Annotated in this window: 15 protein-coding genes; 7 read left to right on the top strand and 8 right to left on the bottom strand. The window is 67.5% G+C overall.

Going from position 1 to position 17,123, the window contains the following annotated elements:
* Together ACP153_RS12840 and ACP153_RS12835 are read right to left on the bottom strand one after the other, a co-directional pair.
* Positions 1 to 903, bottom strand: a complete 903-nt coding sequence (locus ACP153_RS12840; protein ID WP_424971393.1) for an FAD:protein FMN transferase — start codon at positions 901 to 903, stop codon at positions 1 to 3.
* Positions 900 to 2,990, bottom strand: coding sequence for a 4Fe-4S binding protein (locus tag ACP153_RS12835; protein ID WP_424971392.1), 2,091 nt, complete (start codon positions 2,988 to 2,990; stop codon positions 900 to 902). The genes ACP153_RS12840 and ACP153_RS12835 overlap by 4 nt, the downstream gene beginning before the upstream one ends.
* Positions 2,991 to 3,108: 118 nt before the next feature.
* Here ACP153_RS12835 and ACP153_RS12830 point away from each other — a divergent pair, with 118 nt between their 5' ends.
* Positions 3,109 to 3,882 carry an ABC transporter permease gene (locus ACP153_RS12830; RefSeq protein WP_424971391.1) on the top strand — a complete coding sequence of 258 codons (774 nt, stop codon included), beginning with the start codon at positions 3,109 to 3,111 and terminating at the stop codon, positions 3,880 to 3,882.
* Here ACP153_RS12830 and ACP153_RS12825 read toward each other — a convergent pair.
* Genes ACP153_RS12825 through ACP153_RS12800 form a run of 6 tightly spaced genes read right to left on the bottom strand, consistent with a single transcriptional unit; the run spans position 3,879 to position 11,067 of the window.
* On the bottom strand, positions 3,879 to 5,249 hold the full coding sequence (locus tag ACP153_RS12825) for an FAD-dependent oxidoreductase (protein WP_424971390.1): 1,371 nt from the start codon (positions 5,247 to 5,249) through the stop codon (positions 3,879 to 3,881). The genes ACP153_RS12830 and ACP153_RS12825 overlap by 4 nt on opposite strands.
* The gene (locus ACP153_RS12820) at positions 5,246 to 6,112 is read right to left on the bottom strand and encodes an isocitrate lyase/PEP mutase family protein (RefSeq protein ID WP_424971389.1); all 867 of its coding nucleotides are present in this window, start codon (positions 6,110 to 6,112) and stop codon (positions 5,246 to 5,248) included. Before ACP153_RS12820 ends, ACP153_RS12825 begins: the two co-directional genes overlap by 4 nt.
* A complete protein-coding gene (locus ACP153_RS12815; RefSeq protein WP_424971388.1) occupies positions 6,109 to 6,720 on the bottom strand; it encodes a cysteine hydrolase family protein in 612 nt (203 codons plus the stop codon). Before ACP153_RS12815 ends, ACP153_RS12820 begins: the two co-directional genes overlap by 4 nt.
* Positions 6,720 to 8,795, bottom strand: a complete 2,076-nt coding sequence (locus ACP153_RS12810; RefSeq protein WP_424971387.1) for a hydantoinase/oxoprolinase family protein — start codon at positions 8,793 to 8,795, stop codon at positions 6,720 to 6,722. Before ACP153_RS12810 ends, ACP153_RS12815 begins: the two co-directional genes overlap by 1 nt.
* Complete coding sequence (locus tag ACP153_RS12805; protein WP_424971386.1) at positions 8,792 to 10,498, bottom strand: hydantoinase B/oxoprolinase family protein; 1,707 nt, start codon at positions 10,496 to 10,498, stop codon at positions 8,792 to 8,794. Before ACP153_RS12805 ends, ACP153_RS12810 begins: the two co-directional genes overlap by 4 nt.
* Positions 10,495 to 11,067, bottom strand: a complete 573-nt coding sequence (locus ACP153_RS12800; RefSeq protein ID WP_424971385.1) for a nuclear transport factor 2 family protein — start codon at positions 11,065 to 11,067, stop codon at positions 10,495 to 10,497. Before ACP153_RS12800 ends, ACP153_RS12805 begins: the two co-directional genes overlap by 4 nt.
* 166 nt (positions 11,068 to 11,233) lie before the next feature.
* On the opposite strand from ACP153_RS12800, the gene ACP153_RS12795 reads away from it, so the two are divergent.
* The 6 genes from ACP153_RS12795 (at position 11,234) to ACP153_RS12770 (ending at position 17,080) form a co-directional block, all read left to right on the top strand.
* Positions 11,234 to 12,046, top strand: coding sequence for a GntR family transcriptional regulator (locus ACP153_RS12795; RefSeq protein ID WP_424971384.1), 813 nt, complete (start codon positions 11,234 to 11,236; stop codon positions 12,044 to 12,046).
* A complete protein-coding gene (gene leuC / locus ACP153_RS12790; protein ID WP_424971383.1) occupies positions 12,043 to 13,440 on the top strand; it encodes a 3-isopropylmalate dehydratase large subunit in 1,398 nt (465 codons plus the stop codon). Before ACP153_RS12795 ends, leuC begins: the two co-directional genes overlap by 4 nt.
* Entirely contained in the window at positions 13,437 to 14,090 is a 654-nt protein-coding gene (gene leuD / locus ACP153_RS12785) for a 3-isopropylmalate dehydratase small subunit (RefSeq protein WP_424971382.1), read from the top strand. The genes leuC and leuD overlap by 4 nt, the downstream gene beginning before the upstream one ends.
* A 94-nt stretch (positions 14,091 to 14,184) precedes the next feature.
* Positions 14,185 to 15,195 carry a TRAP transporter substrate-binding protein DctP gene (dctP, locus tag ACP153_RS12780; protein ID WP_424971381.1) on the top strand — a complete coding sequence of 337 codons (1,011 nt, stop codon included), beginning with the start codon at positions 14,185 to 14,187 and terminating at the stop codon, positions 15,193 to 15,195.
* A gap of 52 nt (positions 15,196 to 15,247) precedes the next feature.
* The gene (locus ACP153_RS12775; protein WP_424971380.1) at positions 15,248 to 15,754 is read left to right on the top strand and encodes a TRAP transporter small permease; all 507 of its coding nucleotides are present in this window, start codon (positions 15,248 to 15,250) and stop codon (positions 15,752 to 15,754) included.
* Positions 15,755 to 15,766: 12 nt separating this feature from the next.
* On the top strand, positions 15,767 to 17,080 hold the full coding sequence (locus tag ACP153_RS12770; RefSeq protein ID WP_424971379.1) for a TRAP transporter large permease: 1,314 nt from the start codon (positions 15,767 to 15,769) through the stop codon (positions 17,078 to 17,080).
* The last annotated feature ends 43 nt before the right edge of the window (positions 17,081 to 17,123 follow it).

The raw sequence follows: 17,123 nt of genomic DNA, 5'->3' as shown, positions 1-17,123 counted from the left end.
CTAGAGCGTGACGAGATCGCCCTCGAAATCCACGAGGGTGATCCGCTCCACCCCCGGGACACGAGATTTGATCCGCAGTACGGCGCTGCGGTCCGCCAAACACAGCGCCGTCGAGAGCGCATCTGCGACCACCGCTGTCTCGGCCTCCACCGACACAGTTGACCATTGCGGACCACGCCCCCCGCGGGGATCGAGGATATGGGTCGCCCCATCGCGCAGATGGAGCGCGCGCGGGCTTGAGCTTGCGATGGCTCCGCTGCGCAGCATCCGCGTCCCGAGCAGGCCCTGATCCGGGTCTTGCAGACCGATCCGCCATGGCCCGCCCGTGCCGCGAAACTCCCCGATATTGACCAGAAGATCGCCGAAACCATGGGCGCTCAGCGTTTCCGAGACCAGATCCGTGGCATAGCCCTGGGCAATCCCGTTGAAGCTCAGCGCTTGACCCGGGGCCAGCCGCAACGCGCCGTCCTGCCAGGCGACCCGGTCCCAGCCGACCCGCGCTCGGGCCGCCCTTGCATCCCCGCCCCGGGCCAGCGCGGACCAGAGGGGCTGGATGCTCGGATCGAACCGCCCCTCGGTCACGTTGTGCATCTGATCGGCGAGCTCCACCAGCTCTGCAAAGCGCGGATCCGGATGAGGCAGATGCCCCGTCCGGTTCAACCGCGACAGGGCCGATCCCGGATCATAGAGGTTGAAGAGCCTCTCCACCTCACGCAGCGCCGCAAGAGCCGCATCCAGCGCGGGCTGCGCCTGACGCGGCGGGGCACGCAGGGTGATCTTGCAGGCTGCGCCGAGGGCTTGGCCCTCCCAATGGGTGAAGCCCGCCCCGGCCCGCGCGCCCGCGGCCCCGCGCCCCAGCGCCCCGGCGGAAATGGTCAGAAAACGGCGACGGCTCAGGCTCATTTCGCGGCCACTCCGTAGCTGCGCTCCTCGCGCCGCGCGGCCAGGATCAGTGGCACACATTGGCTGGGGCTGTCATGGATCGTCACGCAGTCGAGGCACTGGAAGCACTCGGAATAGGCGACCTTGCCCGAGGGCTCGATCGCGCCGTATTTGCACTTCACCTTGCAAAGCTGGCAGGGCGAGCCGCAGGCCTCGCGCCGCGCGATCCAGTCCCGCCCGCGGATCAGCCCGCCAATGGCCATCACCGCGCCCAAGGGGCAGACATAGCGGCAGAACCCTTTGAAGAGCACCATCCCGAGCAGCAGCCAGAGCGCCGCATAGGCCACATAATACCACTCCCGCAGGAAATAGACCGTGATGGCGGTCTTGAAGGGCTCGATTTCGGCCACCGTGTCGATCTGCGCGGGCGCGATGAACACGGTCGCGACCAGCCCGGCCAGCAGGATGTATTTCACGCTCTTGAGCCGTTTATCCCAGACCGCCGAGGGTTCGATCTGCGGCAGGCGGAGCAGGCGGCCCAGATGGTGGGCAAACTCCTGCAACGCGCCAAAAGGGCAGAGCCAGCCGCAGAACAGCCCACGCCCCCAGGCGACAAAGCCGAGGATCGCCACCGCCCAGATCACCAGCGAGAAGGGATCATAGAGCAGATAGGCGAAACTCGCCCCCTCCCACGCCGTGCGGAGGGTCGCGAGCACCGTCACGATCGACAGCTGCCCTTGCCCCCACCAGCCGATGAAGCCCGTCACCACCGCGAGGATCCCGAGCCGCACCGGCATGAACGCCGCCAGCCCCGCCAGCCAGTTCAGCCGCGCCGCCAGGAGCGCGACGAGCCCGGTCAGGAACACCGCCAGCAGGATCAGGTCGGTTTGGCGGTTGAGCAGCGCCTCCTGCCAGGGGGCGAGGGGTTCGGTGATCGCAGGGGTCAGAAAAAACCGCGGATCCGAGGCATAGGTCGCGGTCAGGGTCACGCTGCCGATCTGGGGCTGCAGCATCCCGTGGCTGCGCACGGCCTCGACCCCGAGCACCCAGTCCCGCGTCGGATCAAAGCCCAGCCGCCGATCCGTGCGCAGCACCATGGCAACCCCGTCCTGCAGGGCCTCGGGCAGGTCCGGATGCAGCTCCACGAAGATGTCACTGTCGCGCAGGGCAACCGGCAGCCCGTCCTGGGTGATCGACAGCCAGGCGGGGGAGGTGTTGCGCACGAAATCCGGTGAAACCAGCCCATGCCGCGCGGTCTCGATCATCAGGATCGGCTCGTCGGAGCCCGAGATTTCGAGGAAGTCCTGCAGCTCGGCATAGCCGTCCTCCGACAACAAGGCGCGGGCCACGGAAGGCGGGCCGAGATCCGCGATCCAGAGGTCGAGATAGGCCGCCTCGGGGTCCTCCAGCGCCTCCGGATCATCATCCTCCCAAAGCGTATCCTCGAACTGCGCCTGCACCTCGGCATTGCTGACGGTCTTGCGCAGCAAGAGCCCCTCTGCTTGCAGAGCCGCGAAATCCAGATCCTCGGTATAGTCGGGATCGGGATGGGCCGGGGGGCCGGTGGCCACGCCCTGCATCTTCTCGCGGGCGACCTGCAAGGTGGCCGCAAGGATCGACTCATGGGCAATCCGCACGCTCGCCGTCGCCTTGGTCACCCCGTCCAGATAGACCAGACCGCCCCCCGCATCGCCGCCGCCATAGGGCGTGCCGACCACGAGGCTGTCGGAGATCGAATGCCCGCGATACTGCTCGAAAAACTTGTGGAACGCAGCCTCGCCCAGCCCGGAGACGAAGATCGGCTCGTTATGGGAGACCAGCAGCACATGCTCGAACCGCCCCTCCAGATCGAGGAGCACCAGCAGGTTGATCGCGCTGCCGGAAAAGCCGGGCAGGGGGGCCATGGGCTCGGTCTCAAAGGCATACCCCGCCAGCGCGCCCCCGGCATTCAGGAGCGACCAGACCCCCTTGTCATTCAGGGGCTCGCCCAGGGTGAAGGGCGGCAGGATGCGCGCGGCCATCGCCTCCCGGTCCAGCGGTTCGGCCCGCGCGGGGGCGCTGATCACCAGAAGGCACAGCAGCAGGATGCGGAGGATGAGGGCGCGCATTCCCGGACACTAGGCGGGCCTCCGGATGCCGCGAATTGGACCAAGGTCGCAAAACCCTGTGTCTCACAACAGGTTGATGAGGCTTTGCCTGTGGCGGCGAACCTGCCAGAGTTACGCCATGGACATGCAGGCCGGCCTCACCAAGTTCCGCACCACGTTCCTGTCGCTGATCGCGCTGGGCGTGGCCTGGCAATTGGGGGCGCTCGCGCTGGCCGATCCGGCGGTGCTGCCTTCGCCCATGACCGTCTGGACGATCATCGCGGCGGAATGGGCCTCGGGCGAGCTGGCCTTTCACACGACCCAGACCCTGATCCGGGTCGCGGCGGCCTTCGGGCTGGCCATGGGGCTCGGCTCGGTGATCGGGGTGGTGCTGGGCAAGCTGCCCTGGCTCGACCGCTGGCTCGACCCTTGGGTGGTGTTCTTTCTGAACCTGCCCGCGCTGGTGGTGATCGTGCTTTGCTATCTTTGGATCGGGCTGAACGAGACCGCGGCGATCGTGGCGGTGGCCCTGAACAAGACGGCCATGGTGATCGTCACCATGCGCGAAGGGGTGCGCGCGCTCGACCCCAATGTGGCCGAGATGGCGCGGGTCTACCGCTTTTCCGCCTGGTCGCGGATCCGCCATGTGCTGATCCCGCAGCTCGCGCCCTTCATCTCGACAGCGGTCCGCAACGGGCTCGCCGTGATCTGGAAAATCGTGCTGGTGGTGGAGTTTCTGGGCCGCTCCAACGGGGTGGGCTTTCAGATCCACCTCTATTTCCAGCTCTTCGAGACCGGATATGTGCTGGCCTATGCCCTGAGCTTTGTGGCGATCATGCTGGCGCTGGAATACGCGCTCGTCCAGCCATGGGAGGCGCGCGCCCGCCGCTGGCGCCGCACCGCGACCCCCTAGGGTGCCGCCCCCGCCAAGCGGCCCAGCACCACCGCGCTCAGCAGACCATTGCCCGACAGATACCCCGCATCGCCGGAGCCCGAGACGCCACAGGCCGCCCCGCCCACGGCATAGAGGTTCGGCAGCACCCCGCCCGCGGCCCGCTTGACCTGCCCCTCGGGCGTGATGTCGAGCCCGCCTTGCGTGTGAAACAACGCCCCCGTGACCCGCACCCCGTGATAGGGCGGGCGCAATCGCTTGGTGGGGTCGAAGATCCGGCCAAAGCTGCAGGCTTTCAGGCTTTCGAGCCCCAGCATCGTCTGCACCAGCGTCGGGCCCGGCAACCCGAGCCGCGCGGCCAGGGCCTCGGGCGTGTCGGCGGTGACAATCGCACCTGCGGTCTCGGCGGCGCGGAAATCCTCGAACTGCCGGGCGATGCTTGCGATCCGGCTGTCGAAAATCGCATAGGCCTCGCCGCCCGGCTGGCGCAGCACCTCGCGCGCGGCCTCAGAATAGCCAAGGCTTTCGTTCCAGAACCGTTTGCCCTCGCGATTGACCTGCACACCGCCCTCGGCCATCACCGCCCAGGTCACGAGGATCCCATGGGGATGGGCCACATTGCCGTGGCCCTGATAGGCATCCAGATGGCGGGTCGCGGCGCCGAGGCCTGCGCCCCAGACAAGCGCATCGCCCTGATTGCCGTCATGCCCGAAATAGAGCGCATCGCGGATCTCGGGGGTTTGCATCGCGACCATCTCGGCATTGCCGCCAAACCCGTTGCAGGCGAGGATCAGCCGCCCGCACCCCACCCGGTCCAGCCCGCCATCGGGCCGCGTATAGGCGACCCCGGCGATCTCTCCGTCCTCCTCGGCGTAAAGGGTGGTCACCTTCGCCTCGGTGAGCGTCTCGATCCCCTCCATGCGGGTGCAGGCCTCGCGCAGACGGTCCACCAGCTCCTGTCCCGCCCGGCTCGGCAGCCCGTGCATGCGCCTTGTGGAGTGGCCGGGATAGTCGAAATCCGCGACGACCGAGAAGGGCATGTCATGGGTCTCGGCGAGCCACTCGATGGTCGGACCCGATTGCGCGCAAAGCGCCTTGACCACGGCCCCATCCGCCTCGCCGCGCGCCTTGGTCTGGATGTCGACGGCAAAGGCGCTGGGGCTGTCCTTGATCCCGGCATTCGCCTGCATGCGCGTGCCCGCCGCCGGGATCAGCCCCGCCGAGAGGGCGGTGGAGCCCGCCTGCACCGCGTCGCGCTCGAGGATCAGGCAGGACCGCCCCTGTTCCGCGCTGGTCAGGGCGGCCACCATGCCGCCCGCACCGCCGCCCACGATGACCGTGTCGAATTGAAGGGCGAAGCCGCCCGCAGGAGGAGGTGCGACGCTCATGACGTGTCCCCCTCATAGGTTTTGCCCGCAGCGAGGATCTCTGCCGTGCCCAGCCGCGCATTCAGGGCGCCGAAATCGAACATCCGCTCCTGCATGGCCGCGTTGGATCCGGTCGCGGCGAGGGAGTGGTAATAGGCCTCCGCCGTATGGGCGAGGGCCCGGACGATCCCGCCGGGGAAGATCACCACGCCGAACCCCAGCGCCTCCAGTTCGGTCGCGGATTTCAGGGGCGTATCCCCGCCTTCGACCATATTCGCCAGGAGCGGCACGCGCCCGGCAAAGCGTCCGGCAATCGCCGTCATATGGGTGTCCGAGCGCGGCGCCTCGATAAAGAGCACATCCGCCCCGGCCTCCAGATAGGCTTCCGCCCGGTCGAGCGCGGCCTCCAGCCCCTCGACCGCGATGGCATCCGTGCGCGCCACGATCAGCGTTTCCTCCGAGAGGCGCGCATCGGCCATGGCCCGGACCTTGCCCGCCATCTCCGAGACCGGGACGAGGACCTTGTCCGCCAGATGGCCGCAGCGTTTGGGATAGCTCTGATCCTCGACCTGCAAGGCGCTCGCCCCGGCCCGCTCATAGAGCCGCATGGTCCGCTGGGCGTTGAGCGCATTGCCGAAGCCCGTATCCGCGTCGATGATCACCGGAATATCCACCCGGTCCCGCACCAGCGCCATGGTCGAGGCCATCTCCGTGACCGAAGTCAGCCCGATATCCGGCCGCCCGAGCCGCGTGTAGGAGACCGCCGCCCCCGAGAGGTACAGCGCCTCGAACCCGGCTTGGGCGGCCAGCGCCGCCGTCAGGGCATCATAGACCCCCGGCGCCACGAGGATCGAGGGATCGGTCAGGCGCGCGCGCAGGCTCATAGCACCGCCTCCACATCCGCACAGCTGGCGATCCGGGTGACGGTGCCGAGGGATTTCAGGGTTGCCGCATGGACCTCCGGGTCGAAGGCTGCGCAGCCATCGGACAAGAGCACCGTGTCGAGGTTGCGCAGATGGGCGTCCCGCACGGTGGAGGCGACGCCGCCATTCGTCACGATCCCGCCGATGATCAACCGGTCGATGTCCATGGCGCGCAGGACATATTCCAGCCGCGTCTGGTAGAGCGCGGAATAGGCGACCTTCTCGATGGTGAAATCCGCCGGTGCGAGCGTCTCGACCAGCCCGTGTCCCCAGGCCCCGGGGCAGAAATCTCCGCGTCCGAGGAAGGGGCGCAAGGCCTTCAGATGCGGCGCGATCAGGGGCTCGCCATCGCGCCCCGGCACCAGTGTGAACTGGGCCGAAATATAGGTGCCTCCCGCCGCCCGCAGCTTGTCGCGCAGGGGCGCGATCCGGGCGGGCAGGGCCGTGAGCGCTTCGCCAGTCTGGCCCGCGCGGCCATAGGCACCGTCCGGGTGCAAGAAATCGTTCTGAAGATCGATGGTCAGCAGCGCCGTACGGGCCGGGTCCAGTGTCGCCAAAGGTTGGGCCATCAGGATCCCCCTTCCGGTTGGGTGACCGACAGGATGAGGTTGCCATAGGCGTCCACGCGCCCCTCATAGCCCGGTTCGATCAGGATTGTGGTGTCGGGTTGTTCGAGAATGGCGGGGCCCGGAATGACACTGCCCACGGGCAGGGCGAGCCGGTGGTAAAGCGCCGTGTCCTGCCAGCCCTCGCCGAAATGCACCGGTCGGCTGCCATGGCGCGCAGCCTCCGCGTCGGACCCGTCTTCGGGCGCGAGGGTCTTGAGGTCAAACTTGGGCCGCGTGCCCGTCACGCTGGTCCGCAGGTTGAGCACCCGGCGCTGTCCGCCCTCCAGAAGCCGCCCGAATGCCGCGCGATAGGTGGCGTCAAAGGCCGTGGCGATGGTCTCCGCATCCGGCGGGCGCACCGTGCCTCCGGGCGCTTCGGGCAAGGGGACAGGCACGGCGACCGTATGGGTCTGACCCAGATAGGCCATGTCAAAGCTCAGCACGATCCGCCGTGCGGCAAAGGGGCTCTGGGCCGCATCCAGTGTCGCGAGCCCCTCGGCCACATGGCCCTCAAGGATCGGCGCCAGGGTCTCGGGCGTCAGATCCGCGAGCATCATGTTCAGGGTCTGCACGAAATCCTGCCGCATATCGGCGATCACGCAGCCCATGGCCGAGGTCACACCGGGATAGCGCGGGATGATCGCCCGGGCGAGCCCGACCTCGCGCAGCATCGCCGTCGCATGGAGCGCCCCGCCTCCGCCAAAGGGCATGAAGGCAAAGGCCTTGGGATCATGGCCCCGCTCGATGCTCACCAGCCGGATCGCGCCCGCCATCCGCGCATTGGCCACGGTCAGGATCGCCTCCGCCGCGGCCAGCGGATCGAGGCCCAGGGGCGTGCCCACATGGGTCGCGATGGCCTCGTGCGCGGCCTCCACATCCAGCCGGTTGAGGCTGCCGCCAATGGGGTTCTCCGGGTCGATCCGGCCCAGCACGACATTGGCATCCGTCACCGTGGGCCGCGTGTTGCCCTGACCATAGGCCACGGGGCCGGGCGTCGAGCCCGCGCTTTCCGGCCCGATCTGCAGGAGCCCGCCCTTGTCCACCCAGGCAATCGAGCCGCCCCCCGCGCCAATCGTGGCGATCTCGATCATCGGCGTGCGAATGACCATCCCGAAATCGATCGCGGTCTGCGGGCTGAGCGCGGGCACCCCGCCCGTGACCAGCGAGACATCGAAACTCGTGCCGCCCATATCCCCGGTGATCACGTCCGGATAGCCTGTCGTCTCGGCGATATAGGCCGCCGCCGTCACCCCCGCCGCAGGCCCCGACAGGGCCGTCCGCACGGGCCGCGCGCAGGCGGTCTCGACGCTCATCACGCCGCCATTTGATTGCACGATCAGGAACTCGCCCCCGGACCCGCCCCTCTTGAGCGCGGCCTCCAGCCGGTCGAGATAGCCCGCCACTTCGGGCTGCAGATAGGCGTTGAGCGCGGAGGTCGAGAACCGCTCGAACTCCCGGATCTCCGGCAGGATCTCGGACGAGCCGCTTACATGGGGCGTGGGCCAGACCTCCCGCACGGCGGCGAGCGCTGCGGCTTCATTGGCCGGATTGGCATAGCTGTTCACGAAGAGGACCGCGACCGCCGCGCAGCCCGCCTCCAGCAACTCCGCCGCCGCACTCCGCACTGCGTCGAGATCGACCTGAGTATGCAATGTCCCGTCCGCGAGCACCCGCTCGGGCACCTCAAGGCGCAAGTCACGAGGCACCACCGAATGAAACTCACCGCGCAGCCCCCATGTGTCGCGCCGATCCCGCCGCCGCATCTCCAGCACGTCGCGGAACCCTTCGGTGGTGATCACCCCGGTCTTCGCGCCCTTGCGCTCCAGCAGGGCGTTGGTCCCGGCGGTGGTGCCATGAACCACCGCGCCGACAGTGCTCAGATCCGGCACATGCACCCCGATCCCGGCGAGAAATCCCGCCGACTGGTCGGGGCGGGAGGTCGGGACCTTCGCCACCCGGGCGCGGCCCGTCCCCTCGTCCAGAACGAAGACATCCGTGAAGGTCCCGCCAACATCGACGCCGATCAACACGCTCATGGCGCGACCTCCTGCCAGGCGGGGCCGTATTGCGCGGTCGCGGCCTCGGGGCTGAGATAGCCCAGCCGCACATCCCGGGCGACGGCCTCAGGACCGCGCTCGGAGGCTGCGCCGTATCCTCCACCCCCGGGCGTGTCGAGCCGCACGCGCTGGCCTTTGGTCAGGCGCATGCCCACGGCCTTGGAGGCCAGCGGCGGCACCTGCCACCCCTCGGGCTGCTCATAGCGGAACGCGTTCAGCGCCCCGTCGCCGCCCCCGGCCACGCCCTTGGGGGCAAACCGCCCACGCTCGCCAAAGAGAAACGCCTCCGCCTCCTCCTCCAGCAGCTCGATCTCATAGGTCGCGCCCAGCCCGCCGCGATGGGCCCCGGGCCCGGCACTGTCTGGCCGCAACGCCCATTGGCGGAACATCACCGGATAGGCGGCCTCGAGGATCTCCGCCGGCGGGATCGTCGCCGTCGAAATCGGTGCGTTCCCGTGGTTCAGCCCGTCGCTCTCGGGGCTGCCGCCATGGCCGCCGCCATAGAACGAGAACATCACCCAGCGCGCCCCATTCCCCCGCCTTCCGGCAATCGACAGCGCGTTGATCGTGCCATAGGCATTGGCCACAACCCGGTCCGGAATGGCCTGGGCCGCCGCCGAGAAGATCACGTCGATCATGCGCAGGATCGTCTCCGTATAGCCGCCCGTGGGGGCCGGAAACTCCGCCGAGAGGATCGAGCTCTCGGGCACCTTTACCGCTATCGGGCGCATCACCCCGGCATTGGCGGGCAGGCTCGGAAAGATATGCTTCATCGCCACATAGGCCGTGGCAATCGTCGTGGGCAGGGCGATATTGACCGGCCCTTTGACCACCCCCGCACTGCCCGTGAAATCGAGGCTGAGCCGATCACCCGCGATCTCCAGCGCGACCTTGATCGCCAGCGGCTCCGGGTCGATCCCGTCATTGTCGAGGTAATCCACCGCCTCCCAGCGGCCATCGGGAAGGGCAGCGATCTCGGCCCGCATCAAGGCCTCCGCCCGGTCGGTCAGGGCCGTGAGCGCGCCTTGCACCGTTGCCACCCCGTAATCCGACAGGAGCGCATCCAGCCGCCTGACCCCGAGATCGAGCGCGCCGAGTTGGCCGTTCAGATCCCCCTGGGCCGAGGCGGGCAGGCGCGTGTTGCGCATCAGGATGTCGACAATGTCGGTCTGGAGCACGCCCGCGCGCATGAGCTTGACCGGCGGCAGGACGAAGGCCTCCTGAAAGACTTCCGTCGCCGAGGGGTTGTAATTGCCCGGCACCGCGCCGCCCACATCATGCCAATGGCCGACCGAGGCGAGAAAGCAGATCAGCGCGCCGTCACGAAAGACCGGACGCACCAGCCGCATATCGCTCAGATGGGTGCCGCCGATATGGGCGTCGTTGAAGATATAGACATCGCCCTCGGCCAGATCGCCGTCCCGTGCGGCCTTCTCGATCACCGCCTTCACCGCAAAGGCCATGACCCCGACGAAGATCGGCAGGCCCGATTTGCCCTGTACCAAGGTGTCGCCGGTCTCAGCATGGTAGATCCCGTGGGACGCGTCATGGGCCTCGGCGATGATCGGGTTGAAGGCCGCGCGAAAGAGCGTCGCGTCCATCTCATCGGCGATCTGCTCCATCCGCCCGGCCAGCACGGCGAGGGTGATCGGGTCGATCTCGGAGGGGGCCGTCGCGCTCATGACTGGGCCTCGCCCAACCGCGCCTCACCCATGTCGTTCCAGACCTCCTGCCGCCACAGCTTGCCCGCCCGCAGCTCGAAACGGTCGACAAAGCGGATGCCCTCGAACGCGGTGCCGCCGGGCCAAGCGCCGGCGAGCGTGCCACGGCAGATCACCACCGGACCGCCCTCGGTCATGGCCGTGTCGAAGCCTGTATAGGTCTTGGCGATCCGGGCATAGCGCGGCTTGGACCAGGCGATGAGCTCGTCGAGCCGGGTCATGCGGACGCCGCCGGGAAAGGTCATCTCGAACCCTTCGGAGAGGAACCCCGCTGCGCGGTCGAGATCCCGCGCCTCCATCGCCCGCAGGAAATCGCGCACGGTTTTCACCGGGTCGGGCAGGGCCGGGGCCGGGCTGCGGTTCTGACCGCCGCGCATATACCCAGCGGCGCTGACCTCATGGGTGAGGACCGTCACCGCCTCCGGATCGGCGGGGAGGACCGCACGCACCGCATCGGTCAGGCCCCGGCCCAACCGGGCTTTCGTGTCGATGTCATAGCCCTCGATCAGGTGCAGTTCGATCACCGGCATCCGCTGTCTTCCCCCCTCGCAGATCGGGTTCCGGCACGGACCTGTCTGCTTTTTGATACAGGTGAAGCTATGGCGATGGACCAAAAAGGGTAGGGTTTGTGATCCAAAATCTTGCGCCTGCGCCGAACCGGGCTAGGTGGCGCTTAGGAAGAGAGGGCGACGCATCATGGATGGCGGCAGCGGCACACACCTCCCCGAGGGGGGCAAGGCACGGCGGGTCTACCTGCAGTTGCGCGATATGATCGTGCAGGATGCCATGCGCCCGGGGGACCTGTTGCCGGGCGAGCAGAAGCTCGCCGCCCGCTTCGGGGTGAGCCGGGTCACGATCCGCCGCGCATTGGAGGCCTTGGCCGAGGATGGGCTGATCGACAAGCGCGCGGGCGCAGGCAGCGTGGTGTGCGCGCCGGGGGCGGCGGGCTCGGTCCTGACGGGCAATCTGGCGTCTCTCATGCCGCAACTGGTGGAGATGGGGCAGCGCACCGAGGCGCGGCTCCTGGCCTTCTCCTATGGCGAGGCGCCGGGCGCGGTGCTGCAAGCGCTGGCGCTGGAGCCGTCCGAGCAGGTGCAGACCGCCACGCGGGTGCGCCTGCTGGGCGGGGTGCCCTTCTCGCATCTCACCACCCATGTGCCCGCGCGGATCGCGACGAATTACTCCGAGGCGGATCTGGCGACCACGCCGCTCTTTCGCCTGCTGGAGCGCAGCGGGGTACGCATCGCCTCCGCCCATCAATCGGTGACCGCGACGCTCGCGACACCCGAGGTCGCGGATGCGCTAGACGTGGCCGTGGGCTCGGCTCTGACGGCGCTGACCCGGGTCGTGCGTGATGTGGACGGGCAGGGGATCGAGTACCTCTCGGCGCTCTACCGGCCCGATCTCTACCGGCTCGACATGACCCTCTGCCGGGTCGGAGCCGAGGACAATCGCCATTGGGAGCCGGTACTGAGCGAGCCGCCCAGCCCGTCGGAGGGGGTTGCATGAGCGCGGCTCCGCGCACCCTGCTGGAGAAGCTCTGGCACGCCCATGAGGTGCTCCGGCGCGAGGATGGCACCTCGCTCCTCTGGGTGGACCGCCACCTGCTGCATGAGGGCTCGCACCACGCTTTTGCCAAGCTTGCGGCCCGGGGCCTGCCCGTCGCTGTACCGGAGCAGACCTTCGCCGTGGTCGACCACTATGCCCCCACGCGGAACCGCGAAAAGGGAGGCGCCACGCCCGAGATCCGCAGCATGATCACCCGGCTCAAGGAGAACGCGGCGCGGCACAAGATCCGCCTCTTTGACCTGATGGATCCGGATCAGGGGATCGTCCATGTGATCGGGCCCGAGCAGGGGCTGACCCTCCCCGGTCTCACCATCAATTGCGGCGACAGCCACACCTCGACCCATGGCGCGTTCGGCGCGCTGGCCTTCGGGATCGGCGCGACGGAGGTGGCCCATGTGCTGGCCACCCAGACCATTTGGCAGGCCCGGCCCAAGACCTTGCGGCTGCGCTTTGACGGCGCGTTGGGACCCGGTGTCGGGGCCAAGGACATGGCGCTGGCCTGGATCGCGCGGTTCGGGGCGGATGCGGCCCGGGGCCATGCCATCGAATACACGGGCGCTGCGGTCCTGGGCCTCTCGATGGAAGGGCGGATGACCCTGTGCAACCTCTCGATCGAGGGCGGGGCCAAGCTCGGTCTCGTCGCGCCGGATGAGACCACTTTCGCCTATCTCAAGGACCGACCCTATGCGCCCCAAGGCGGGGGTTGGGACAAGGCCTGTACCGATTGGGCGGCCCTGCCCAGCGACCCGGAGGCCGCGTTTGACCGTGAAGAGAGCCTCGACTGCGCGCAGATCGCGCCGGTCGTGACCTGGGGGACGCGGCCGGATCAGGCCATTCCCGTGACCGGCAACCTTCCCCGCGGGGAAGGTGGAGAGGTTAATTCTGCATTAACTTACATGGGCTTAGAGGCGGGGCGCCCAATTGCGGGCCTGCCCGTGGATCAGGTCTTCATCGGGTCCTGCACCAATGGCCGGATCGAGGATTTGCGCGCGGCAGCGGCTGTGCTCGCAGGGCGCGCGGCCAAGGTGCCGGGACAGGTCTCGCCCGGCTCGGCCCGGGTGAAAGCGCAGGCCGAGCAGGAGGGGCTCGACCGGATTTTCACCGCTGCCGGGCTCGACTGGACGGGCGCGGGCTGTGCCATGTGCGTGGGCATGAATGGCGATCTTGTGGCGCCGGGCGCGCGCTGCGCCTCGACCACCAACCGGAATTTCAAGGGGCGGCAAGGCCCCGGTGCGCGCACGCATCTGATGTCGCCCGCCATGGTCGCCGCAGCGGCGGTCACGGGCGAGATCACCGATGTTCGCCCCCTTCTGGCCGGGAGGGCGGTGGCATGAGCGCGCGCGGCTGGCAGACCCATGAGGGCCTCGCCGTGGGTCTCCCCATGGATGGGGTCGACACGGATCAGCTGATCCCGGCGCGCTTCATGGCGACGCCGCGAGAGGCGGGCTATGGCGGGTTCCTCCTCCATGATCTGCGGTTTGACGGGGCGGGCGCGCGCCTGCCCGAGTTTGTGCTGAACAGAACCGAGAGCGCCGGGGCCAGCGTGCTCGTGGCGGGGCGGAATTTCGGCTGCGGCTCCTCCCGGGAGGCGGCGGTCTATGCCCTGATCGATTACGGGATCCGCGTGGTCGTGGCCCCGAGCTTTGGCGATATCTTTGCGGCCAATGCGGTGAATAACGGGCTCTGCCCGGCGCAGGTCAGCGAGGATGTGGCCGCCGCGATGCTGGCCGGGCTAGGCGAGGCGCCGCGCCCGGTGACCGTGGATCTGGAAGCCTGCGAGATCGTCGGGCCTGCCTGTCGGGTGCCGTTCAGGCTCGACCCGGTTTGGCGGCAGAAACTCATGGAAGGTTGGGACGACATCGATCTGACCCGGGCCTATGCGGCGGATATCACCGCCTTTCGCGACCGGGATGCGCGGGCCCGACCCTGGGCGGCGGTGCGGCCCCCGGGGCTTGCAGCAGAGACAAGACCAGACCGCGTTTGAACGCGGCAAAAGGGGCACAGGCATCGCCCCGGACAGGTGCCACAACAGGGAACTGGGTCGCCGCAGCGCGAACCGAACATGAAGGAGCGAAGTGATGAAACATACCGTATTGGGCACCGTGCTCGCCGGCAGCCTCGGGCTGGGTGGTGCGGCCTGGTCCATGGACACGCTGACTGCGGTCCATGCCTTTCCGACCACGCTGATCTACACCAAGAGCTTTCTGGAATTCGTCGACAAGGTGAATGCCGCGGGCGAGGGTGTGGTGCAGATCGAGGTGCGGGGTGGTCCCGAGGCGATCGGCATGTTCCAGCAGCCCGATGCGGTGCGCGACGGGATCGTGGATATGGTCTATACGCCCGGCTCCTTCTATGGCGGTGCGCTGCCTGAAAAGGACGCGATGGTGGCTTCGAACCTCACGGCGGTCGAGACCCGGATGAATGGCGGGACCGAGCTGATCGACCAGATCCATCAGGAGAAGATGGGCCTGAAATATCTCGGCTGGTTCGACAGCGGCGTGAGCTACAACCTCTGGACCGTGGATGAGCCGACCTTCGAGGATGACGGCGATCTGAGCGTGGCGGGCATCAAGCTGCGTGGCAACGCGGTTTATAACGCGTTCTTCACCGAGTATCTCGGCGCGCAGGTGATCGATCTGCCCACGACGGATGTCTATGCGGCGCTGGAGCGGGGCGTGGTGGATGCCACGGGCTGGACCCAGATCGGGCTGATTGACCTGAAGTGGAACGAGTTCCTGAACTACCGGATCGAGCCGAGCTTCTTCTCGACCGATCTCGGGGTGATCGTGAACCTCGAGAAATGGGAGAGCCTCAGCGAGGAGGCCCGCACCATCCTGCAGGATGTGGCGATCCAGCATGAGAAGGACAGTGTTGCGGCCCTGACGGCCAAGCGCGATGAGGATTTCAAGGCGCTGGATGCGGGCGGTATGAAGGTCGTGAGCCTCGAGGGCGATGCCAAGGCGCGGTACCTGGCCGCCGCACGTGAGAAGACCTGGGAGCGGATGAAGGGTCTGATGGCCGAGCATCCCTCGGGGGACGGCAATTACGACACGCTGATCTCGCTCTTCTACGATCCGGCGCAGGATTGATCTGAGAGAGGCGCCGACGGGGCAAGCCCGTCGGCGCGGACCCGCCCCGCCCATGCGCGTGCTCGTGAAACTCTATGACGGATGGATCGTCGGGATGGCCGCCCTCGCGGGGCTCGGCCTTGTCTGGCTGATGGTCTCGGTGATCGTCTCGGTGGTGATGCGCAATGCGGGGGTGCAGCCCTTTGCCTGGCTCTTCACATCCGCGGAATACAGTCTTCTCTACCTGACGATGCTTGGGGCGCCCTGGCTCGTGCGCGAGAAGGGGCATGTGCATATCGAGCTTGTCACCGCCGCCCTGCCCGAGGGGGTGCGGCAGGTGGTGAGCCGGGCGGTCGCACTCCTATGTGTGCTGGTCTGTGTGATCCTTGCCTGGAAAGGTGTGGAGCTCTGCCTGCGCAATCTGGAGCGGAACGACTATGACGTCCGCGCCTATTTCTTTCCGCGCTGGATGCTGACGATCTCCTTCCCCATTGCCTTTGGTTTCATGGCGCTGGAGTTCACGCGCTTCGTGGTCGGGCGCGAGATCCTGCATTCGGGCGAAGCGGGGATCCACGAATAATGGAATGGCCCGATGGAATGGTTTGAGGCTTTGGCCCTGCTCTTGGGGGCCATCGTGGCGCTCATGGCGCTGGGCATGCCCGTGGCGCTGGCCTTTCTGGCGGCGAATATCCTCGGGGCCTGGGTGTTCATGGGCGGCGACCGGGGGGTCGTGCAACTGCTGAACAACGGGCTCGGGGCGCTGACGAAATTCGCGCTGGTGCCGATCCCGCTTTTCCTGCTGATGGGGGAGATCTTCTTCCACACCGGCCTTGGCGGGCGCATGTTCACGGCCATTGACCGGCTGCTGGGGCGCCTGCCTGGGCGGCTGAGCTATGTCACCGTGCTGGGCGGGACGGGGTTTTCGACCCTCTCGGGGTCTTCCATGGGATCCACCGCCCTGCTGGGCAGCCTGATGGTGCCGGAGATGCAGGCGCGCGGCTACAAATCCCATATGAGCATCGGGCCGATCCTCGGCACCGGGGGGCTTGCGATCATCATCCCGCCCTCGGCGCTCGCGGTCCTGCTGGCCACGCTGGCACAAATCGATGTTGGCGCATTGCTGATCGCCGGGGTGTTCCCGGGGTTGATCCTTGCCGGGTTCTATATCGCCACGATCTACGTCCAGACCCGGCGGGACCCGAGCGCGGCCCCGGCCTATGACGTCTCGCCGATCTCGGCGCTGGCCAAGCTTGGCCTGCTTCTCCGGGATGTGGTGCCCATGGTGGGGGTGATGATCGTCATTGTCACCCTGATGATCTTTGGCATTGTCACCCCGTCCGAGGCGGCGGCCTTTGGCGCGCTGGGGGTGATCCTGCTGGCGGCTGCGTTCCGGTGCCTCACGCTCAAGGCTCTGAAGACGTCGGTTATCGGCGCGCTCAAGGTCACGCTCATGGCCTATATGATCGTCTTTGGCTCGGCGACCTTCAGCCAGCTTCTGGCCTTTTCCGGCGCCTCGCGCGGGCTGATCACCTGGGCGACGGGGTTCGAGCTCGACCCGATCTGGATGCTCTTGGCGATGTTCGGGGTGCTTTTGATCCTTGGCATGTTCATGGAGCAGATCTCGATCATGCTCCTGACCGTACCGATCTTCTTTCCGCTGGCCGAGAGCCTGGGCTTTGATCTCGTGTGGTTCGGGCTGATCATGCTCTTGGCGCTGGAGATCAGCTTTACGACCCCGCCCTTTGGTCTTTTGCTTTTCGTGATGAAGGGCGTGGCCCCGCCGAGCACGACCATGCGCGAGATCTATCTGGCGGCGATCCCGTTCATCCTGTGCTCGCTGGCGCTGGTGGCGCTCTTGATCCTCTTCCCGCCGCTGGCCACATGGCTGCCCGGGCGCGGTGGCTAGACAGGGTGCAGGAGGCCGGACTAGCCTGCCCTTCTGACATTGC

Origin of the sequence: Dinoroseobacter sp. S76 (assembly GCF_049801095.1) — a bacterium.
In the GTDB taxonomy this organism is placed as follows: domain Bacteria; phylum Pseudomonadota; class Alphaproteobacteria; order Rhodobacterales; family Rhodobacteraceae; genus Dinoroseobacter.
Note: the sequence above shows the minus strand (reverse complement) of the source record. Positions and strands in the feature narration are given on the sequence as shown.